The organism is Nocardioides sp. Z40_12, assembly GCF_058215795.1.
In genome coordinates this window covers 191,598-210,669 of the sequence record NZ_JBZAJA010000003.1, presented here as the reverse complement: position 1 = coordinate 210,669, position 19,072 = coordinate 191,598, and the positions used below count along the sequence as shown (strand labels likewise).

Annotated in this window: 21 protein-coding genes; 17 read left to right on the top strand and 4 right to left on the bottom strand. The window is 73.5% G+C overall.

Features of this window, described 5'->3' with window-relative positions:
* The first annotated feature begins 57 nt into the window (after positions 1 to 57).
* Together AC4BG9_RS07330 and AC4BG9_RS07325 are read left to right on the top strand one after the other, a co-directional pair.
* Positions 58 to 633 (top strand): carboxymuconolactone decarboxylase family protein, encoded by a 576-nt coding sequence (locus tag AC4BG9_RS07330; protein ID WP_490570421.1) that lies wholly within the window; start codon positions 58 to 60, stop codon positions 631 to 633.
* A complete protein-coding gene (locus AC4BG9_RS07325) occupies positions 630 to 1,541 on the top strand; it encodes an RNA polymerase sigma-70 factor (RefSeq protein WP_490570420.1) in 912 nt (303 codons plus the stop codon). The genes AC4BG9_RS07330 and AC4BG9_RS07325 overlap by 4 nt, the downstream gene beginning before the upstream one ends.
* Positions 1,542 to 1,610: 69 nt before the next feature.
* On the opposite strand, the gene AC4BG9_RS07320 is transcribed toward AC4BG9_RS07325, so the two are convergent.
* Positions 1,611 to 2,150, bottom strand: coding sequence for an inorganic diphosphatase (locus AC4BG9_RS07320; RefSeq protein WP_490570659.1), 540 nt, complete (start codon positions 2,148 to 2,150; stop codon positions 1,611 to 1,613).
* A 157-nt stretch (positions 2,151 to 2,307) separates the two neighbouring features.
* Here AC4BG9_RS07320 and dacB point away from each other — a divergent pair, with 157 nt between their 5' ends.
* The 12 genes from dacB (at position 2,308) to AC4BG9_RS07260 (ending at position 13,416) form a co-directional block, all read left to right on the top strand.
* Complete coding sequence (dacB, locus tag AC4BG9_RS07315) at positions 2,308 to 3,834, top strand: D-alanyl-D-alanine carboxypeptidase/D-alanyl-D-alanine endopeptidase (RefSeq protein ID WP_490570419.1); 1,527 nt, start codon at positions 2,308 to 2,310, stop codon at positions 3,832 to 3,834.
* Between the two features lie 9 nt (positions 3,835 to 3,843).
* A complete protein-coding gene (locus AC4BG9_RS07310; protein ID WP_490570418.1) occupies positions 3,844 to 4,881 on the top strand; it encodes a zinc-dependent metalloprotease in 1,038 nt (345 codons plus the stop codon).
* A gap of 11 nt (positions 4,882 to 4,892) precedes the next feature.
* Positions 4,893 to 5,948, top strand: coding sequence for a tRNA lysidine(34) synthetase TilS (tilS, locus tag AC4BG9_RS07305; protein WP_490570417.1), 1,056 nt, complete (start codon positions 4,893 to 4,895; stop codon positions 5,946 to 5,948).
* A 10-nt stretch (positions 5,949 to 5,958) separates the two neighbouring features.
* Positions 5,959 to 6,510 carry a hypoxanthine phosphoribosyltransferase gene (gene hpt, locus AC4BG9_RS07300; protein ID WP_490570416.1) on the top strand — a complete coding sequence of 184 codons (552 nt, stop codon included), beginning with the start codon at positions 5,959 to 5,961 and terminating at the stop codon, positions 6,508 to 6,510.
* An 81-nt stretch (positions 6,511 to 6,591) separates the two neighbouring features.
* On the top strand, positions 6,592 to 8,658 hold the full coding sequence (gene ftsH, locus AC4BG9_RS07295) for an ATP-dependent zinc metalloprotease FtsH (protein ID WP_490570415.1): 2,067 nt from the start codon (positions 6,592 to 6,594) through the stop codon (positions 8,656 to 8,658).
* 95 nt (positions 8,659 to 8,753) lie between these two features.
* On the top strand, positions 8,754 to 9,272 hold the full coding sequence (folE, locus tag AC4BG9_RS07290) for a GTP cyclohydrolase I FolE (protein ID WP_490570658.1): 519 nt from the start codon (positions 8,754 to 8,756) through the stop codon (positions 9,270 to 9,272).
* 32 nt (positions 9,273 to 9,304) lie between these two features.
* Positions 9,305 to 10,105 (top strand): dihydropteroate synthase, encoded by an 801-nt coding sequence (folP, locus tag AC4BG9_RS07285; protein ID WP_490570657.1) that lies wholly within the window; start codon positions 9,305 to 9,307, stop codon positions 10,103 to 10,105.
* Positions 10,105 to 10,476 carry a dihydroneopterin aldolase gene (folB, locus tag AC4BG9_RS07280; RefSeq protein WP_490570414.1) on the top strand — a complete coding sequence of 124 codons (372 nt, stop codon included), beginning with the start codon at positions 10,105 to 10,107 and terminating at the stop codon, positions 10,474 to 10,476. Before folP ends, folB begins: the two co-directional genes overlap by 1 nt.
* Positions 10,473 to 11,042: a 2-amino-4-hydroxy-6-hydroxymethyldihydropteridine diphosphokinase gene (gene folK / locus AC4BG9_RS07275; protein WP_490570413.1), complete on the top strand. Its 570-nt coding sequence runs from the start codon at positions 10,473 to 10,475 to the stop codon at positions 11,040 to 11,042. The genes folB and folK overlap by 4 nt, the downstream gene beginning before the upstream one ends.
* Positions 11,043 to 11,084: 42 nt before the next feature.
* The gene (locus tag AC4BG9_RS07270) at positions 11,085 to 11,615 is read left to right on the top strand and encodes a DUF3180 domain-containing protein (protein ID WP_490570412.1); all 531 of its coding nucleotides are present in this window, start codon (positions 11,085 to 11,087) and stop codon (positions 11,613 to 11,615) included.
* A 10-nt stretch (positions 11,616 to 11,625) separates the two neighbouring features.
* Positions 11,626 to 12,225 (top strand): hypothetical protein, encoded by a 600-nt coding sequence (locus AC4BG9_RS07265; RefSeq protein WP_490570411.1) that lies wholly within the window; start codon positions 11,626 to 11,628, stop codon positions 12,223 to 12,225.
* 105 nt (positions 12,226 to 12,330) lie between these two features.
* Complete coding sequence (locus tag AC4BG9_RS07260) at positions 12,331 to 13,416, top strand: GNAT family N-acetyltransferase (RefSeq protein WP_490570410.1); 1,086 nt, start codon at positions 12,331 to 12,333, stop codon at positions 13,414 to 13,416.
* Here AC4BG9_RS07260 and AC4BG9_RS07255 read toward each other — a convergent pair.
* The gene (locus AC4BG9_RS07255) at positions 13,406 to 14,416 is read right to left on the bottom strand and encodes an ABC transporter ATP-binding protein (RefSeq protein ID WP_490570409.1); all 1,011 of its coding nucleotides are present in this window, start codon (positions 14,414 to 14,416) and stop codon (positions 13,406 to 13,408) included. The genes AC4BG9_RS07260 and AC4BG9_RS07255 overlap by 11 nt on opposite strands.
* 10 nt (positions 14,417 to 14,426) lie before the next feature.
* On the opposite strand from AC4BG9_RS07255, the gene AC4BG9_RS07250 reads away from it, so the two are divergent.
* Genes AC4BG9_RS07250 through AC4BG9_RS07240 form a run of 3 tightly spaced genes read left to right on the top strand, consistent with a single transcriptional unit; the run spans position 14,427 to position 16,847 of the window.
* Complete coding sequence (locus AC4BG9_RS07250) at positions 14,427 to 15,143, top strand: ABC transporter permease (protein ID WP_490570656.1); 717 nt, start codon at positions 14,427 to 14,429, stop codon at positions 15,141 to 15,143.
* A gap of 10 nt (positions 15,144 to 15,153) precedes the next feature.
* Positions 15,154 to 15,858, top strand: coding sequence for an ABC transporter permease (locus AC4BG9_RS07245; RefSeq protein WP_490570408.1), 705 nt, complete (start codon positions 15,154 to 15,156; stop codon positions 15,856 to 15,858).
* Between the two features lie 26 nt (positions 15,859 to 15,884).
* Entirely contained in the window at positions 15,885 to 16,847 is a 963-nt protein-coding gene (locus AC4BG9_RS07240; RefSeq protein WP_490570407.1) for an ABC transporter substrate-binding protein, read from the top strand.
* On the opposite strand, the gene AC4BG9_RS07235 is transcribed toward AC4BG9_RS07240, so the two are convergent.
* Together AC4BG9_RS07235 and AC4BG9_RS07230 are read right to left on the bottom strand one after the other, a co-directional pair.
* Positions 16,840 to 17,832 (bottom strand): phosphatase PAP2 family protein, encoded by a 993-nt coding sequence (locus AC4BG9_RS07235; protein WP_490570406.1) that lies wholly within the window; start codon positions 17,830 to 17,832, stop codon positions 16,840 to 16,842. The genes AC4BG9_RS07240 and AC4BG9_RS07235 overlap by 8 nt on opposite strands.
* Positions 17,833 to 17,881: 49 nt before the next feature.
* Positions 17,882 to 19,030, bottom strand: coding sequence for a glycosyltransferase family 2 protein (locus AC4BG9_RS07230; protein WP_490570405.1), 1,149 nt, complete (start codon positions 19,028 to 19,030; stop codon positions 17,882 to 17,884).
* Positions 19,031 to 19,072 lie beyond the last annotated feature (42 nt).

Sequence of the window (19,072 nt, the reverse complement as noted above, 5' to 3'; positions counted from 1 at the left end):
CGGTGTCTCCATGTCGACAGCCCGGCACCGGCAGGGTGCTCAGCAGATGGAGGAGAGATGTCCAGCAGCTTCCGGATCCCGCAGGCCCGACCCGACGGCGCCTACGGCGCGGTGATGACCCGTATCGCTCGGCGGATGTGGGGCAAGGTGCCCGACAGCGCCTACGTGCTCTGGCACAACCGGGCGGTGACGAGGACGATCTTCGGTTTCGAGCGCAAGGTCGCGTCGTGGTCGGCGCTCGACGCCCACCTCAAGACCTATGCGGTGATGGCCTCCGCGGGCAGCATCGGCTGCTCCTGGTGCCTCGACTTCGGCTACTTCATGGCCCGCGAGGACGGTCTCGACCTGGCGAAGGTCCGCGAGGTGCCGCGCTGGCGGGAGTCCGAGGTCTTCTCCTCGCTCGAGCGCGACGTGATGGCCTACGCCGAGGCGATGACGGCCACCCCGCCGACCGTGACCGACGAGATGGTCGCCGGTCTGGGCCGGGCGCTGGGGCACGCGGCGGTCGTGGAGCTGACGATGATGGTCGCGGTGGAGAACCAGCGCTCCCGGTTCAACTCCGCGATGGGACTGGCGAGCCAGGGCTATTCCGACGTCTGCGAGCTGCCGCTCGCCGTACCCTCGACCGCGTGAGTGACACCGGACGGGGGAGCGCCGGGCAGGGGAGCGTGGCAGGCGCCACCGACGACTTCGTCCGGCACCGCAGCCTGCTCTTCACCGTGGCCTACGAGATGCTGGGCTCCGCCGTCGACGCCGAGGACGTGCTGCAGGAGACGTGGCTGCGCTGGGCCGAGGTCGACCACGAGCAGGTCCGCGACCCGCGGGCCTACCTGGTGCGCACCACCGCCCGGCAGGCGCTCAACCGGCTGCGCGCGGCGTCACGGCGTCGCGAGGAGTACGTCGGACCCTGGCTGCCGGAGCCGCTGCTCACCGCCCCCGACGTAGCCGACGACGTGGTGCTGGCCGAGGGCGTCTCGACCGCGATGCTGCTGGTGCTGGAGACCCTGCCCCCGGCCGAGCGGGCGGTCTTCGTGCTGCGCGAGGTCTTCGACCTGCCGCACGACGAGATCGCCCGGGCTCTGGGGCGCAGCTCCGCGGCCGTGCGCCAGCTCGCCCACCGGGCGCGCGAGCACGTGGCCGCGCGCCGGCCGCGGGCCCGGGTCGACCCCGAGGAGGCGCGGGAGGTGATCGAGCGGTTCCGGGTCGCCACCGAGACCGGTGACCTCCAGCAGCTGCTCGACGTCCTCTCCCCGGACGTGGTGCTCACCACCGACGGCGGCGGGCAGGTGCACGCCGCGCTGCGCCCGATCGTGGGGGTGGAGAAGGTGCTGCGCTTCCTCACCGGCGTCCGGCCGGAGTCGGCGGTGCTGGAGCCGATCTGGCTCAACGGCGCGCCGGCGATGCGGTTCGTCCTCGACGGGGTGGCCGACGGGATCGCCACCATGCTGGTCGAGGGCGGGCGGGTGACCGCGCTCTACCTGGTGCGCAACCCGGAGAAGCTGCGGGCGCTCGAGGTCGAGGCGGCGCTCTCCCGGAGATGACAGAACCGGGTGCGCCGCGCGGGAGATCCCGTGCTGCGCACCCGGCTCAGGGCCCGGAAGGGGCCGGTGTCAGGAGTTCTTCTCGCCCAGGCTGTCGTCGGCGAGGTTGGCCACGTCGTCGCCGTGGCCCTCGGTCTTGAAGCGCTCGAAGGAGGCGTGCACCTCGGCGATCGCCTCGTCCTTGCCGACCCACTCGGCGCCCTCGACCGACTTGCCGGGCTCCAGGTCCTTGTAGACCTCGAAGAAGTGCTGGATCTCGAGCCGGTCGAACTTCGACACGTCGCCGATGTCCTGCAGGTGCTCCATGCGCGGGTCGTGCGTGGGCACGCACAGCACCTTGTCGTCGCCGCCGGCCTCGTCGGTCATCCGGAACATGCCGATCGCCCGGCAGGCGATCAGGCAGCCCGGGAAGGTCGGGGCGCCGAGGATCACGAGCGCGTCCAGCGGGTCGCCGTCCTGGCCCAGGGTGTTCTCGATGTAGCCGTAGTCGGCCGGGTAGGCGGTCGAGGTGAAGAGCATCCGGTCGAGCCTGAGGCGCCCGGAGTGGTGGTCGACCTCGTACTTGTTGCGCTCGCCCTTGGGGATCTCGACCAGCACGTCGAACTCCAGCACGGATTTCACCTCGTCATCTCTACGTCAGCGGTTGTGGGCCACGGCGACCAGCTTCACCTGCCGGCGGTGACAACCGCCAGGGGAGTCCCCGGGACGTGACGGGGGTGATTGTCGCGCACAATGGGCGCGCACACACACTCGGGAGGAGGTAGCCGTGACGCGACGTGACGCAGGCCACACGTCGCCGACGTGTCCGCGAGGCCCCGGCAAGGTCGCCCACTGGCTGCCGACCCTGCTGGTCCTGGTCCTCCTGGGCGGCGCCGCCGCGGCCTGGCAGCAGGGATGGGGAGCGACCCACCTGGGCTGGGGGAGTGAGCCGGAGCGGGGTCCGGAGGCCCGGACGGCGCTGGCCCTGCCCGCCCCGGCGGACCCGCTGCCGGTGGCCGAGCCGGCGACGCCGGCGCCGCTCGACCCGGCCGCGGTGCGCGCGGCGATCGGCGACGGGCTGCGCGACGACGCCCTGGGCGACCACGTGGTGGCCGCGGTCGCCGACCTGGCCGGGGGTGAGCCGGTGCTGACCCGGGGGCGAGGCCGGGTGCTGCCGGCCTCGACGACCAAGCTGCTCACCGGCGTGGCCGCGCTCGAGGTGATGCCTCCCGAGACCCGCTTCCGGACTCGGGTCGTCGAGGGCGCCAAGGACGGCCAGGTGGTGCTCGTCGGGGGTGGCGACCCGCTGCTCGCCGCGGAACCGGACCCGGCCGCCGCGTCCGAGGGGTCGGCCGGACCCGCACGGGCCGACGTCGTCACCCTCGCCGGGCTCGTCGCCGAGGAGCTCGTGGCCGGCCGGCAGGCCAGGGCCGAGCCGGACGCGGGTGCGCCCAAGGTGCGGGTCCGCTACGACACCAGCCTCTTCACCGGAGGGCAGGAGAGTGCCCACTGGCGCCCCGACTACGTCCGCGACGGCATCGTCTCGCCGATCGTCCCCCTGTGGGTCGACTCCGGCCGTGACGACTCGGGGTGGGGCCGGGTGGCCGACCCGGCCCGGGTGGCCGCCGAGAGGTTCGCCGACGCGCTGCGCGCCGCCGGGGTGCGGGTGGTCGGCGAGCCCCGGCCCGCCGTCGCCCCGCCGGGAGCCGCCGAGCTGGCCGCGGTCGAGTCGGCCCCGCTGGACCAGCTGGTGGCCCGGATGATCGAGGTCAGCGACAACGAGACCGCGGAGGTGCTCGCCCACCACGTCGGGCTGGTCACCTCGGGGGTCGGCAGCTTCGAGGCCGGTGCCGCCGGGACGACGCAGGCCCTGGCCGACCTGGGCCTCGACGTCTCCGGCGACCGGATCCACGACGGCTCCGGCCTCTCCCGGGACAACCGGATCTCGGCGCGCACCCTGCTGGAGGTGGTGCGGCTGGCCGCCTCGCCCCAGCACCCCCGGCTGCGTGCCGTGGTTGAGGGGCTCCCGGTGGCCGGCTTCAGCGGGTCCCTGGCGCTCCGCTTCGGCGAGGGCGCGCCGCAGGGGCCCGGCCGGGTCCGCGCCAAGACCGGCACCCTCACCGGGGTGCACTCGCTGGCCGGCCTGGTGGTCGACCTGCAGGGCAACGCCATGGCCTTCGTGCTGGCCGCCGACCGGGTGCCGGCCGACCGGAGCCTGGACGCCCGCGAGGCGCTGGACGCCGTGGCCGCCTCGCTGGCCGCCTGCTCCTGCGGGCCTCCCGAGGCCCCTGCCCCGTCGGGGGGCGGCGGCTAGGGTCGGCCCATGACGTCACAGGGCATGGTCGACTGGGAGCTCGCGGCACGCATCGGCGCACGTGCCGCCGGCGCCGGCCCGGAGGTGAGCGCGGCGCAGGCGGCCGACGCCGTCGCCGAGCTGCGTGCCGGGGCCGAGCGCTCCACCGGCCTGGTCTCGGAGTTCACCGGGCTGGAGGCCGCCTGGGGTGAGGCCCCGGTGCTCGTCGTCGACCGGGCCGGCTGGGTGCAGGCCAACGCCGACAGCTTCGCCCGGATCATCGACCCCCTCGCCGACCGTCTCGCCGCCCGCAAGGGCGCTCCGCGGGGGATCGCCCAGGCCGTCGGCTCCCGGGTGACCGCGGCCGAGGTCGGGGGGCTGCTCGGCTTCCTCGGCGGCAAGGTGCTCGGCCAGTTCGACCCGTTCCACGAGCCCGCCGGCCGGTTGCTGCTGGTGGCCCCCAACGTCGTCCACGTGGAGCGCGAGATCGAGGCCGACCCCCACGACTTCCGCCTGTGGGTCTGCCTGCACGAGGAGACCCACCGGGTGCAGTTCACCGCGGTCCCGTGGATGCGCGAGCACCTCTTCACCCTGATGGACCAGCTCGTGGGCTCCGTGCGGCCCGACGAGATGGCCGACGACCTCCTGGCCCGGGTCTCCGAGGTGGTCCGCGGCGCCAAGGAGGGCAGGAGCCTGCTGGAGCTGGTCGGCTCCCCCGAGCAGCGCCGGCTGATCGACCAGGTGACCGGGGTGATGTCCCTGCTCGAGGGCCACGCCGACGTGGTGATGGACGGCGTCGGCCCCGAGGTCATCGCGTCGGTCGCCGCGATCCGCCGCCGCTTCGACCAGCGGCGCGGCGGCGTAGGCACCCTGGACCGGCTGCTGCGCCGGCTGATGGGGCTCGACGCCAAGATGGCGCAGTACCGCGACGGTGCCGTCTTCGTGCGCACGGTGGTGGACCTGGTCGGCATGGACGGCTTCAACGCGGTCTGGGACGAGCCGGGCAACCTGCCGTCCAAGGCGGAGATCCACGAACCCGGCGCCTGGGTGGCCCGGGTGCACGGCTGAGGCGGCCGGTCGTGGTGGGTCCCGACCCCGCGGTGGCCGCCACCCGGGTGGCGGTCCGGCGCACCCTCGCCGCGCTGCCGGGCGACGCGCCCACCGTCCTCGTCGCCTGCAGCGGCGGTGCGGACTCGCTGGCCCTGCTCGCCGCCTGTGTCTTCGAGGCCCGCGAGCGACCGGGCAGCCGCCCGGTGCGGGTGGTGGGGGTGACCGTCGACCACGGCCTGCAGCCGGGGTCGGAGGAGCAGGCGGCCCGGGTGGTGGCCCAGATGGAGGCCCTCGGTGTCGCCGAGACCTTCAGCGCCCGGGTCCGGGTGAGCGCGCTCGGCCGGGGCCCGGAGGCGGCGGCCCGGGAGGCGCGCTACGCGGTGCTCGGCGAGGTGGCCTCGCGCACCGGTGCCGCAGTCGTGCTCCTGGGTCACACCCTGGACGACCAGGCCGAGACCGTGCTGCTGGGCCTGACCCGGGGGAGCGGTGGCCGGTCGATCGCCGGCATGCGGGGCGTCCTGGAGCGGGACGGGACGACCTACGCCCGGCCGCTGCTCGACCTGAGGCGGGCGCAGACCGAGCGGGCCTGCGTGGCCCAGGGCCTCGACTTCTGGACCGACCCCCACAACGCCGACCCGCGGTTCCTGCGCTCCCGTGTCCGCCACGACGTGCTCCCGGTGCTGGAGCGCGAGCTGGGCCCGGGGGTCGCGGAGACGCTGGCCCGGACCGCCGAGTCGCTGCGCGTCGACCTGGAGGGCCTCGACGACCTGGCCGAGGCCGCCCTCGCCGAGGCGTCGCCCCCTGGGGAGGGCGCTGCGGGTGGCCTCTCGGTCCGGGCGCTCGTGTCGCAGCCCTCGGCCGTGCGCCGCCGGGTGCTGCGGCTGGCCGCCCTGGGTGCGGGCGCCCTCGGCGGCGAGCTCGCGCACGCCCACGTGCTGGCCCTGGAGGAGCTGGTGACGCGCTGGCGCGGGCAGCGCGGGGTCGAGCTGCCCGGCCACGTGCGCGCCGTGCGCCGCCGCGACCCGTCGCAGGGCGACTGGGTGTACTTCGAGCGGACCCGCGGCACCGGGGACGGCGCGGGTTAGGGTTCTCGGCATGGAGACCACCGATGTGGAGAACGACCTGGTCAACGTGCTCTTCACCGAGGAGGCGATCCAGGCCCGGCTCGCCGAGATGGCGGAGCAGATCGCGGCCGACTACGAGGGCCGCGAGATCCTGATGGTCGGCGTGCTGCGCGGCGCGGTGATGGTGATGGCCGACCTGGCCCGCGCCCTCCCGGTGCACGTGGAGATGGACTGGATGGCCATCAGCTCCTACGGCGCCGGCACCAAGTCGAGCGGGGTCGTGCGGATCCTCAAGGACCTCGACACCGACATCAGCGGCCGCGACGTGCTGATCGTCGACGAGATCATCGACACCGGCCTCACCCTGAGCTGGCTGGTCAACAGCCTGAGCACCCGCAACCCCGCCTCGATCGAGATCGCGACGCTGCTCCGCAAGCCGGAGGCGATGTCGATGCCGGTGGAGCCGAAGTACGTCGGGTGGGACATCCCCAACGAGTTCGTCGTGGGCTACGGCCTCGACTACCGCGAGCGGTATCGCAACCTGCGCGACATCGGCACCCTCGCCCCGCACGTCTACTCCTGAGCCGTCCCTGGGGGCGGCTGGGGCTCGGCGGGTAACGTCTTCCTTCGAACCCGTCCGTCGTCCTGATCGCGAAAGAAGCCTGTGAAGCGCATTTTCAAGGGTCCCTGGCTGTGGATGGTCATCGCCGCCCTCGGTGTCCTGCTGGCCATTCAGCTCTTCGCGCCCAACGACGGGTACGACGAGATCACCACGTCGGAGATGAACGCCTACATCGCCGACGGCAAGGTCGACGAGATGACCTTCGTCGACGGCGACCAGGAGATGCGCGCCACCCTCGACAAGGGTGCCCGCGAGGGCTCGGACAAGGTCGTGGCCTTCTGGCTCAACGGCACCCAGGCCGAGATCGAGAAGGCGGTGGCCAAGGGCGTCGACGACGGCACCATCGCCGAGTACACCACCGAGGTGCCCAAGCCCAGCGTCTTCGGCTCGATCCTGCTGACGCTGCTGCCCTTCGTGCTGATCGTCCTCCTCTTCGTCTTCCTGATGAACCAGGCCCAGGGCGGTGGCGGCCGCGGGGTCATGCAGTTCGCCAAGTCCAAGGCCAAGCTGATCACCAAGGACATGCCGAAGACGACGTTCACCGACGTCGCCGGCTGCGAGGAGGCCATCGAGGAGCTCGGTGAGATCAAGGAGTTCCTCCAGGAGCCGGCGAAGTTCCAGGCGGTCGGCGCCAAGATCCCCAAGGGCGTGCTGCTCTACGGCCCGCCCGGCACCGGCAAGACCCTGCTGGCCCGCGCGGTGGCCGGCGAGGCGGGCGTCCCGTTCTACTCGATCTCGGGCTCCGACTTCGTCGAGATGTTCGTCGGCGTCGGCGCCTCCCGGGTCCGCGACCTGTTCGAGCAGGCCAAGGAGAACGCGCCGGCCATCGTCTTCATCGACGAGATCGACGCCGTCGGCCGCCACCGCGGCGCCGGCATGGGCGGCGGTCACGACGAGCGCGAGCAGACCCTCAACCAGCTGCTGGTCGAGATGGACGGCTTCGACGTCCGCGGCGGCGTCATCCTGATCGCCGCGACCAACCGCCCCGACGTGCTCGACCCGGCGCTGCTGCGCCCGGGCCGCTTCGACCGCCAGATCCAGGTCGACGCCCCGGACCTGCACGGCCGTCACCAGATCCTCAAGGTGCACTCGCGCGGCAAGCCGATGGCCGACGACATCGACCTGCTCAGCGTGGCCCGCCGTACCCCCGGCTTCACCGGGGCCGACCTGGCCAACGTGCTCAACGAGGCCGCGCTGCTGACCGCCCGCTCCAACCAGAAGCTGATCACCGACGAGAACCTCGACGAGGCCATCGACCGGGTGATCGCGGGCCCGCAGCGCCGGACCCGCCTGATGAGCGAGAAGGAGAAGCTCATCACCGCCTACCACGAGGGCGGTCACGCCCTGGTGGCCGCGGCGCTGCCCGGCACCGACCCGGTGCACAAGGTGACGATCCTGCCGCGCGGCCGCGCCCTGGGCTACACGATGGTGCTGCCCGACGAGGACAAGTACTCCACCACCCGCAGCGAGATGCTCGACAAGCTGGCCTACATGCTCGGCGGGCGCGCGGCCGAGGAGATGGTCTTCCACGACCCGACCACCGGGGCCGGCAACGACATCGAGAAGGCCACCAACCTGGCCCGCGCGATGGTCACCCAGTACGGCATGACCGAGCGGCTCGGCGCGATCAAGCTCGGCGAGACCCAGGGCGAGCCGTTCCTGGGCCGCGACATGGGCCACCAGCGCAACTACTCCGAGGAGGTCGCCGCGGCGGTCGACGAGGAGACCAAGAACCTGCTGGCCACCGCCCACCAGGAGGCCTTCGACATCCTCGTGGAGAACCGCGACGTCCTCGACGCGCTGGTCCTGGAGCTGATGGACAAGGAGACCCTGGACAAGGCCCAGATCGCCCGGATCTTCGAGGCGCTGCGGCTGCGGCCCCGCCGTCCCGCGTGGACCGGCAGCCCCGACCGCACGCCGTCGGACATCCCGCCGGTCGAGATCCCGCAGGCGATCCGCGACCGCGCCAAGGCCAACGGCACCGTCGCCGAGGAGGAGTCGGAGGCCAACGTCATCCTCACCCCGCCCGGCAGCGGCGGCGACGTGCACGGCGCGATGCCGCCCACCGGCCAGACCCCCACCCCGCCGAGCCCCGGGACGGGCGCGTGACCGACCCGATCGGTCTGGCGGCGCGCGACCCGCGCTCCGTGCCGGAGTTCGACCACGCCCGCGCGGAGGCGGCGGTGCGCGAGCTGCTCGCCGCGATGGGCGAGGACGTCGACCGCGAGGGCCTGCGCGAGACGCCGGCCCGCGTCGCCCGCGCCTATGCCGAGCTCACCTGCGGCCTGCGCCAGCAGCCCAGCGACGTCCTGACCACCACCTTCGACCTGGGCCACGACGAGATGGTGCTGGTCCGCGACATCGAGCTGTGGTCGATGTGCGAGCACCACCTGGTGCCCTTCACCGGGGTGGCCCACGTGGGCTACATCCCGGCCGAGACCGGGAAGATCACCGGCCTGTCCAAGCTGGCCCGGCTGGTCGACGTCTACGCCAAGCGCCCGCAGGTCCAGGAGCGGCTCACCACCCAGATCGCCGACGCGATGACCGAGATCCTCGAGGCGCGAGGGGTGATCGTGGTGATCGAGGCCGAGCACCTGTGCATGACCATGCGCGGGGTGCGCAAGGCCGGCGCCCGCACCATCACCTCCGCGGTCCGCGGCATCATGCACAACGCGGCCACCCGCAGTGAGGCGATGGCCCTGATCCGCTCCGGCACCCGGTGACCCGCCCGGAGCCCGACGGCCGCCCGCTGGTGATGGGCATCGTCAACGTCACCCCGGACTCCTTCTCCGACGGCGGCCGCTGGGCCGACCGGGACTCCGCGGTCGCCCGCGGCCGCGAGCTGCGCGCCCAGGGGGCGGACCTGCTCGACATCGGGGGGGAGTCGACCCGGCCCGGGGCCACCCGGCCGCTGGTCGCCGAGGAGCTGGACCGGGTGGTCCCGGTGATCGCCGACCTCGCCGCGGACGGCGCGGTGGTCTCGGTCGACACCATGCGCGCCGAGGTCGCCGCCGCCGCGATCGCGGCGGGCGCCCGGATCGTCAACGACGTCAGCGGCGGGCTGGCCGACCCGCGGATGCTCGCGGTGGTCGCCGACTCCGAGGCCACCTACGTGGCGATGCACTGGCGCGCCCACGCCACCCACATGGACTCCTTCGCCCGCTACCAGGACGGCGTGGTGGCCGGCGTGCGCGACGAGCTCGCCGCCCGGCTCGAGGCCACCCGGGCCGCCGGCCTGCCCGACGAGCGGCTCGTCCTCGACCCGGGGCTCGGCTTCGCCAAGACCTCCGAGCAGAACTGGGAGCTGCTGCGCGGCCTCGACGAGATCGCCGGGCTCGGGCTGCCGCTGCTGGTCGGCGCCTCCCGCAAGCGCTTCCTGGGCACCCTGCTGGCCGACGCCGAGGGCATCCCGCGGCCCGTCGCGGAGCGCGAGCACGCCGGGGCGGCCCTGTCGCTGCTCCTGGCCCAGCGGGGGGTCTGGGGTCTGCGCGTCCACGAGGTCCGTGCGACCCTCGACGCCTTGGCGGTCTGGCAGCGACTGGGAGGGGGAGCCTGATGAGCGACGAGCTGACCATCTCGGGCCTGGAGTGCTGGGGGCACCACGGTGTCTTCGACTTCGAGCGCCGTGAGGGGCAGAGGTTCGTGGTCGACCTGACGCTGGGCCTGGACACCTCGACCGCGGCGCGGACCGACGACTTGCAGGACACCGTCGACTACGGGAGCCTCGTGGCGCGCGTCAAGCACGCGGTGGAGAACGACCCCGTGGACCTGATCGAGCGCCTCGCACAGCGCCTCGCTGACGTGGCCCTGGAGCAGGACCGTGTTGAATGGGCGCGGGTGCGGTTGCACAAGCCCGACGCCCCCATCGACGCCACGTTTCGGGACGTGACGCTGACCATCACCAGAAGCAAGGGGAACCACCAGTGACCGAGACGCCCAACCCGCACATCGTCGACACGGACGCGTTGACCGGCGAGATGCACCCCATCCGCCGGGTGGTGGTGGCCCTCGGATCCAACCTGGGCGAGCGGATGGCGGCGTTGCAGGGTGCGGTGGACGCGCTGGCCGACACCCCGGACGTCTGGCTCACCAGTGTCTCCGGCGTCTACGAGACCGACCCGGTCGACGCCCCCGAGGGCTCCAAGCCCTACCTCAACGCCGTGGTGCTGCTCGACACCACGCTCCCGGCCCACCGGCTGATGGAGCGGGCCCTGGCCATCGAGATCGCCTTCGACCGCGAGCGCAGCGACATCCGCAACGCGCCGCGCACCCTCGACGTCGACCTGATCCAGGTCGGCGACCGGCGGGCCGACGACGAGCTGCTCCGGCTGCCGCACCCCCGGGCCCACGAGCGCGGCTTCGTGCTCAAGCCGTGGCACGACCTCGAGCCCGACGCGGTGCTGCTCGACAGCGGTCCCATCGCCGACCTGCTGGAGAAGGTCGACCTCTCCGGCGTCCGGCGGCGCGACGACCTGACCCTCGAGATGAGCTGACGGCACCGGCCCGCCGGTCGCCCGTCGACACCTCCCGGTGAGATGACCTCCCTGCCCCCGGACAGCCCCGACCCCGACTCCCCGGAGTCCGGGGAGGAGCCGCCGGGCGGGGTGTCGCCGGCGCACCTGCGGCCGCTCGGCCCCGGACCGATCGCCGGCGCCACGGTGCTGGGCCTCTTCGGGGGGTGGCTGTGGCACCCGGTGGCCGAGCGGGTCTCCGGGACCGCGCCCGTCCTGTCCTGGACCCAGGGCCTGCTGCTCTTCTTCGTCGCCGCCATCCTGGGGGCGGTGGCGCTGGTGACCTGGCGCGCGGTCCACGTGCGGCGGGAGCGGCTCGTGGCCCGCCAGATGGTCAACCGGCTGGTGCTGGCCCGCGCGTGCATGCTGGTGGGTGCCCTGGTCGGCGGGATCTACACCGGCTACCTGATCTCCTGGCTGGGCTCCCCGGCCGAGCTGGCCGACGAGCGGATCCGGCACGCGGCGGTCGCCGCGGTGGGTGGCGCGGCGGTCGTCGTGACGGGCAAGTTGCTCGAACGCGCGTGTCGCGTCCCCAAAGACAACCCTCACCTCTAGCCTGAGGGTCATGACTTCCCCGTCTGCTCGTTCCAGCGCCCGCCGACGTCAGCGCAGCACGCGCCTGACCGTCGCCTCCGGCCTGCTGTTGCTCGCGACCGCCCTCGTCCTCGGGTCGATCGCCACTGGCCAGTTCGTGCTGGTCCTCTGCGGAGCCCTCTCCGCCCTCGTCCTCGGTGCCGCCGCCACCCGGATCACCTACTCCGAGCTGGTGCAGGCCCGCCGCGACGCCGCCATGGACAGGGCGCAGCAGGCCCAGGCCTACCGCGACATCACCGCCCGGCGTACGGCGGAGAGCGCCGCCTTCGCCGCGGACATGTCCACCCGCATCGCGCAGCGCGAGGAGACCATCGGTCAGCTCGAGAGCGAGCTCGGCAAGGCGCTGGAGCGCGCGGCCACCGCGACGCTGAAGATGAACACCGAGGCCCGCCGGGCCGACGTGGCCGAGCTGGAGGGCCTCAAGCTGAGCGAGGTGCTCGAGCAGTCCGAGGCCCGCGCGGCCGACGCGATCGTCCGGGTCGCCGAGCTGGAGGCCGAGCTCGACGCGCTCCGCGCCGAGCTGGAGGCCTGGCAGGCCGCGGCCAACCAGGCCGCCTACAAGCGCGCCTGAGACCCGCGCCACCCGGTCCCCCGCGGCCGGTGACCTCCCCGCGGGAGGCCGCCGGACGCGGGGGACTGTCGCGTCACGGTCATGGAGTGAGGAAGAATCACACGCGTGATCCCCGACGACAACAGGTTCGAGAGCGATCCAGACGCGGCCCTCCCCGACGACTCCGGGCTACCCGAGGGGTGGACCGCCGAGCCTCCTGACGGCACCTCCGCCGCCGACGTGGGCCGGCTGACCTGGCTGCTGCGCGAGCACGAGCGCGCCGGCCGCGGCTGGGCCGGCGCCACCGAGCAGGACGTGCTGGTGGAGGTCTCCCCGCCCGCCCTGGCGATGCGGGAGAACCTGGTGGTCCGGGACGCCGCTGGCCTGATCCGCGCCTGGGCGAGCGTCCACGACCGCTCCCTGGGGCGGATGCTCCTGGTGCACGTGGTGGACCGGACGCTCCCGGAGGTGGAGGCGCGGCGCAGCGCGCGGGTCCTCTTCGAGTGGGCCGAGAGCCAGGCCCGGGCGGTGGGGGCCGCACGCGGCCTCGAGGTGCAGCAGATCGACACCGGCACCTTCGCCGACGACGAGCGCCAGCACGCGATGCTGAGCGACCGCGGGTTCGAGCGGGTGCGCACCTGGTGGCAGATGACCCGCCCGGTGACCTCCGAGGAGGCCGAGCTGGTCGAGGACCCGGAGCTGTGGGAGGACGGCGGGGTCCGCTTCCGCTCCGTCGGTCGCCAGGGTGACGGGATGCCCGACGAGGCCGACCTGCGCGCCGTGCACGACGTCCTCGAGGGCGCCTTCACCGACCACTTCAACTCCTCCGAGGAGACCTTCGAGGAGTTCGTGCACCGGCTGCGCGAGGACCCCGGCCACCGCTGGGACCACTGGTGGCTGGCCGAGCTGCTCGACGGCGAGACCCCCCAGCCCTGCGGCGCGCTGGTCGGCACCGTCTCGGAGTCGCTCCGGGGACCCGACGGCTCCTACGTCTCCTACCTCGGGGTGCTGGAGTCGGCCCGCGGCCGCGGGGTGGCCAAGGGGCTGCTGCGCACGGTGATCGCCGACGCGGCCTCGCGCGGCCGGGACCGGGTCGGGCTCGAGGTCGACGCCGACTCCTCGACCGGGGCCGACGGGCTCTACGTCTCCATGGGGTGGGGCACCACCTACGTCACCGAGTCATGGCACAAGGACGTGCCGGTCAGCGACTGAGCGAGGCCCGCAGCTGGGCGTGCACGCCCGCCGGGGTCAGCACGCCCAGGAAGCGCGGGCCGCGGCGCACGCCGATCATCGACTTGTCCTCGCGCAGCATCAGGGCCAGCGCCTCCTCCAGGGTGGAGTCGATGTCGATCGCCGAGCCCAGCTGACCGGCGGTGACGCCCTCGAGGGGCTCGAGACGGGACTCGTCGATCCGGGTGACCGCGAGGCGGCGCAGACCGCTGGTGGCGCCGACGAAGTCGGCCACGAAGTCGTCGGCGGGGTGGGCCAGCAGCTCCTGCGGGGTGCCGTACTGGGCCAGCCGACCGCCGTCGGCGAAGATCGCGACCCGGTCGCCCATCCGCACCGCCTCGTCGATGTCGTGGGTGACCATGACGACCGTCTTGCCCAGGTCGCGCTGGAGGCGGAGGAACTCGTCCTGGAGCCGGGTCCGCACCACCGGGTCGACCGCGCCGAAGGGCTCGTCCATCAGCAGCACCGGGGGGTCGGCGGCCAGGGCCCGCGCCACCCCGACGCGCTGGCGCTGCCCGCCGGAGAGCTGGTGGGGGTAGCGCTGGCCGTAGAGGTCGGGGTCGAGGCCGACCGTCTCCAGCAGCTCGCGGGCCCGCTCCCGGGCGCTGGCCCTGGACTCGCCGTGGAGCAGCGGCACGGTCATCACGTTGGCCTCGACCCGCTGGTGGGGGAAGAGCCCCACCTGCTGGATGACGTAGCCGATGTTGCGCCGCAGGGCGTGCGGGTCGATCCCGGTGACGTCCTGGCCGTCGAGCAGGATCCGGCCGGTGGTCGGCTCGATCAGCCGGTTGATCATCTTCAGCGTCGTGGACTTGCCGCAGCCCGAGGGGCCGACCAGGCAGACCAGCTCGCCGCGGGCCACCTGCAGGTCGAGCTCGCGCACGGCGACGGAGCCGTCGTCGTACGTCTTGCCGAGACCGACCAGCTCCAGCATCGGCAGCTCGCCCGTGGTCTCCCCGGCCCTCGACCCGGTAGCGTCCATGCCCGTGACCATGCCCGTGACCCTACTGGTGTCAACGGGTGCCGCGCCTCAGGCGGCCGTCGAGCCGAGCTGCTACAGCCGGCTCCGCAACGAGTGGCTCTGCGCCGACTACCTGGTCGACCGGCGCGAGGAGATCCTCTCCGCCCTCGGCTCCCACGTCGCGCTGACGCTCTCGGCGGTCCTGCTCGGCCTGCTGCTCGCGTTCCCGCTGGCCCTGCTGGCCCGCCGGGTGCCGCGGCTGGAGGGGGCGGTCACCGGGCTCTCCACCGGTCTCTACACCGTCCCGTCGCTGGCGCTCTTCCCGCTGCTGGTGCCCTTCACCGGCCTGACCGCGACCACCGTGGTGATCGGCCTGGCGCTCTACGCCCTCACCATCCTGGTCCGGGCCCTCATCGACGGCCTCGCCGCGGTGCCCGAGGAGGTCCGGGAGGCCGCCCGGGGGCTGGGCTACACCCCCACCCGCCAGCTGCTCCGGGTGGAGCTGCCGCTGGCCCTGCCGGTGCTGATGGCGGGCATCCGGGTCGCCTCGGTCTCCACCGTCGCCCTGACCACGGTGGGGGCGCTGGTCTCCCACGGCGGGCTGGGCAACCTGCTGGTCACCGGGGTGGCGGAGTCGTTCCGCGCCCAGGTGCTGACCGCGGCGGTGCTCTGCGTGGCGCTGGCGGTGCTCCTCGACGGCCTGCTGGTGCTGCTCCAGCGCGCGCTGACCCCGTGGGCCCGAGCATGAGGGGGCGGCGGTGAGCGTCTTCGCCGACATGTGGCACTACCTGACCGACCCCGACAGCTGGCGGGGGCCGGGCGCGATGCTCGAGCTGCTGTGGCAGCAGCTGCTGCTGACCGGTACGGCGCTGGCGGCGGCGATGCTCCTCGGCCTCCCGCTGGCGCTGTGGCTCGGGCACCTGGGCCGGGGCGGCTTCGTGGCGATCAACCTCTCCGCGGTCGGCCGGGCAGTCCCGACCTTCGCCCTGCTGGCGATCCTGGTCGCGGCGCAGTGGCCGGGCAGCGCCTCGCTGGGGCCCTACGGCCGCGCCGGGGCGGCCACCCTGATCGCCCTGACCCTCTTCGCGCTGCCGCCGCTGATCACCGGCGCCTACGTCGCCCTCACCCAGGTGCCGCCGGAGGTGAAGGAGGCGGCCCGCGGGATGGGCATGACCGGCCGGCAGCAGTTCTGGCGGGTCGAGCTGCCCCTGGCCCTGCCGCTGGTGGTGGCCGGGATCCGGCTCGCGCTGGTCCAGGTGTGGGCGACCGCCACCATCGCCGCCCTGGTCGCCGGGCCCGGCCTGGGCCGCGTCATCACCGACGGGTTCTACCGCAACGACTACGGCCAGGGCCTGGCCGGAGCGGTGGTGGTCGCGCTGGTGGCCCTGGCGTTGGAGATCGCCGCCGGACGGGTACAGCGAAGTGCGGCCCGGCGGGCCCAGCTCGCGCCGGCCGGCCGATGACCGCCCCACCACCCCCGGAGACGACCATGGACCGACACCCCTTCCCGACCACCAGGCGACGGGTCGCGGCCGCGACGGCGCTCGCCGGTCTCCTCCTGCTGGGCGGCTGCGCCGGCGACGACCTCGCCGCCGACGGCGACGGCGAGGCCGAGCGGGAGGGCGGCGGCACCGTCACCCTGGCCAGCCAGAACTTCCCCGAGGCCGCCCTGGTCACCGCGATGTACGAGAAGGTCCTCGACGACGCCGGCTACGACGTCACCACCCGGCTGGTCGGCACCCGCTCGGTCTACATGGCGGAGTTCCCCGGCGACGTCGACGTCGTCCCGGAGTACGTCGCCGGCATCTCCGACTACCTCAACACCGCCGCCTCCGGCGCCGACGCCAAGCCGATCACCACCAACGACCCCACCGAGTCGATCGAGGCGGCGGGCCAGTTGCTGGACGAGGCCGGGATCACCCTCCTCGCCCCGTCGGAGGCCACCTCCCAGAACGCCTACTTCATCACCGCCGAGCGGGCCGAGGCCGACGGCATCACCGCCCTCTCCGACCTCGAGGGCGAGCAGACCGTGCTGGCCGCGGCCCCCGACTGCGAGGGCCGCGACGACTGCGAGAAGGGCCTCCGGGAGGTCTACGGCATCAAGATCGCCGAGCTCCTGCCGCTGGGCTACGGCAGCCCCGAGACCTACAAGGCCGTCGCCGACGGCGAGGCCGACCTCGGCCAGACCGGCACCCTGGACGGCACCCTGGAGGAGCAGGGCCTGGTCCTGCTGGAGGACGACCTGGGCATCCAGCCGGCGCAGAACCTGGTCCCCGCCGTCTCGGCCGACTTCCTCGCCGCCAACCCCGAGGTCGCCGGGATGCTCGAGGACCTGATGGCCGCCCTCGACAACGAGACGCTGGCCGGCCTGATCCAGCAGGTCTCGGTCGACCGGGCCAAGCCCGCCGACGTGGCCGAGCAGTTCCTCCAGGAGGAGGGCCTGCTCAGCTGAGAGCCGGTGCCTGGTCGGGTGACTCGCGGTGCGCCCGCCGGCGCTCCCAGACCGAGCAGCCCCACAGCACCAGCACCGCCGCGAGCCAGCCGGCGAGCACGTCGACCACGTAGTGCTCGGCGTAGTAGACCAGCGCGAACGCCATCACCAGCGGGTAGGCGACCAGCAGCAGCCGGACCGCGGCGTTGCTGCGGGAGAAGGCGTACAGGGCGACGAAGGCCGCGACGCCCGCGTGCAGCGAGGGCATCGCGGCCACCGGGTTGCCGGCCGCGGAGAAGGTGTCGTGGAAGTTGCCGGGGCCCAGGTCGTACCAGCCGCGCCCGGTGATCCGGGCGATGTCGTCGCTCAGGTAGCCGTGGTGCGAGGCCAACCACGGCGGGGACATCGGGTAGGCGATGTAGATCACCAGGGCCAGGATGTTGAGCGAGAGGTAGCGGCGCATGAACCGCACCCACGCGCGCCGGCGGCTCGCCCACAGGATCGCGGCGGTGATGGGCGCGACGAAGAAGTGGGAGTAGTAGACGGTCGTCAGCACCACGTCGTACCAGGCGCGAGGCGCCGTCCGCTCGCACGGGACGCCGCACAGCTGGGCCTGCAGCCACTCGGTGGGCAGCACGCCGCCGAAGAGCGCCCGGTCGGCCGCGATGGGCTCGGTCACGTGCACCGTGACGAGGCCGAGGTCGTCGGCCAGGCCGCGGCTGAAGAGGTAGAAGGTGAGCACCGCCAGGGGCAGCGACCAGTCGCGCAGGAAGGCCAGGTGGGAGCGCCACGGCGCCTGGATGTTCCAGGCGATGAGGGCGAGCCAGATCCAGGTGAAGGCCTGGTAGACCGACTTGGGCAGCTCCACCAGCTCGATCCACGCCGCCAGTGCGACGGTGTAGACCGCGAGGGCGAGCACCCGCGCCCGGTGCGAGGTCACCGGGGTGGGGCCACCGCCGGGCTCGTCGGCCTCCGCCGCGGGCTCACGCGAGGCCGTGTCGGTCACCGGGTGCCCCGGGAGGCGCGGTCGTGCACAGACCTACGGTAGGTCCCCCTCACCGTTCGTGCGACCTGATCTCCAGGGCGACGTCGGGGACGCTGGCCGGCCGGATCACCTCGGCCGGGATCGCCAGCCGCTCGCCGCTGGCGGTGGTGGGGGCCGGGCCCACGAGCGAGGCGGACCAGGTCATCAGGGCCTCGGCGTCCTCGCGGCGGCCCCGCTCGACCAGGAAGCCGCACACCCGGTGCACCGGCGGCAGGCCCGAGTGGGCCAGGGAGCGCTCGCCCCACAGCTCGCGGACCCCGTCGCGCAGCAGCTGCCACCAGGCGTCGGAGCAGCCCGGGATCAGCTGGAAGTAGCGCCACATGTCGCCCGGCATCACCCGGTCGACGAAGACCTGCGTCACGCGGGGGTCGCCGTGCTCGCGCACCGACGCCAGGGCCATCCGCTTGGTTGCCCACCGGTCGACGAGGTCCGCCACCGAGCTGCGCTGCTGGGTGATGGAGGTGCCGTCGGTGCGCACCCGCCACTGGTAGACCGGCTCGGAGAGGATGTCGAAGGACCCGGCGAGGTAGGCGCGCGTCGTCGTCGGCTGGTCCTCGTAGTGGATCCGCTCGGGCCAGGCCAGCCCGGCCGACTCCCAGAAGGAGCGACGGTAGAGCTTGTTCCAGGCGAAGACGTCGCCCAGGATCTCGGGGTGGTCCGCGATCCGCGCACCCGAGCGCGGCGGATGGTGCAGACGTCGCATCCACGGCGGCTCGTGCAGGCCGGCCCCCTCGGGCGGCGGTGCCTCCCAGCGCAGCACCGAGCCCACCGCGAAGTCGGATCCGCTGGCCTCCAGCGAGGCGACCAGCCGGCGCAGCGCGTCGGGGGGCAGCAGGTCGTCGGAGTCGAGGAAGGCCAGGTGCTCGACAGGGGTCCCGGTGTCGGCGAGCAGCGCGGCCACCCCGGCGTTGCGGGCCGCGCCCAGGCCGCCGTTGGGCGTGTGCAGCACCCGGATGCGGGAGTCGCGGGCGGCGTACTGCTCGGCGACCTCGCCGCTGCGGTCGGGAGAGCCGTCGTCGACGACCACGGCGCGCCACGCGGTGTGCTCCTGGGCCAGCAGGCTCTCCAGCGACTCCGGCAGCCACTGCTCGACGCAGTAGGCCGGGACCACCACGCCCACCACGGGTCCCTGTCGGCGCAGACGAAGTGACCACCTCATGGGGCGAGAGTATCCAGCGTCCCCCTCGGATAGGCTCACCGA

Bases quoted from the DNA above. Each gene is read 5' to 3' on its own strand.
- AC4BG9_RS07330 (WP_490570421.1), top strand. From the start codon at position 58: ATGTCCAGCAGCTTCCGGATCCCGCAGGCCCGACCCGACGGCGCCTAC.
- AC4BG9_RS07310 (WP_490570418.1), top strand. From the start codon at position 3,844: ATGACGTCACAGGGCATGGTCGACTGGGAGCTCGCGGCACGCATCGGC.
- hpt (WP_490570416.1), top strand. From the start codon at position 5,959: ATGGAGACCACCGATGTGGAGAACGACCTGGTCAACGTGCTCTTCACC.
- folE (WP_490570658.1), top strand. From the start codon at position 8,754: ATGGGCGAGGACGTCGACCGCGAGGGCCTGCGCGAGACGCCGGCCCGC.
- folP (WP_490570657.1), top strand. From the start codon at position 9,305: ATGGGCATCGTCAACGTCACCCCGGACTCCTTCTCCGACGGCGGCCGC.
- folB (WP_490570414.1), top strand. From the start codon at position 10,105: ATGAGCGACGAGCTGACCATCTCGGGCCTGGAGTGCTGGGGGCACCAC.
- AC4BG9_RS07270 (WP_490570412.1), top strand. From the start codon at position 11,085: ATGACCTCCCTGCCCCCGGACAGCCCCGACCCCGACTCCCCGGAGTCC.
- AC4BG9_RS07265 (WP_490570411.1), top strand. From the start codon at position 11,626: ATGACTTCCCCGTCTGCTCGTTCCAGCGCCCGCCGACGTCAGCGCAGC.
- AC4BG9_RS07255 (WP_490570409.1), bottom strand. From the start codon at position 14,416: ATGGACGCTACCGGGTCGAGGGCCGGGGAGACCACGGGCGAGCTGCCG.
- AC4BG9_RS07250 (WP_490570656.1), top strand. From the start codon at position 14,427: ATGCCCGTGACCCTACTGGTGTCAACGGGTGCCGCGCCTCAGGCGGCC.
- AC4BG9_RS07240 (WP_490570407.1), top strand. From the start codon at position 15,885: ATGGACCGACACCCCTTCCCGACCACCAGGCGACGGGTCGCGGCCGCG.
- AC4BG9_RS07230 (WP_490570405.1), bottom strand. From the start codon at position 19,030: ATGAGGTGGTCACTTCGTCTGCGCCGACAGGGACCCGTGGTGGGCGTG.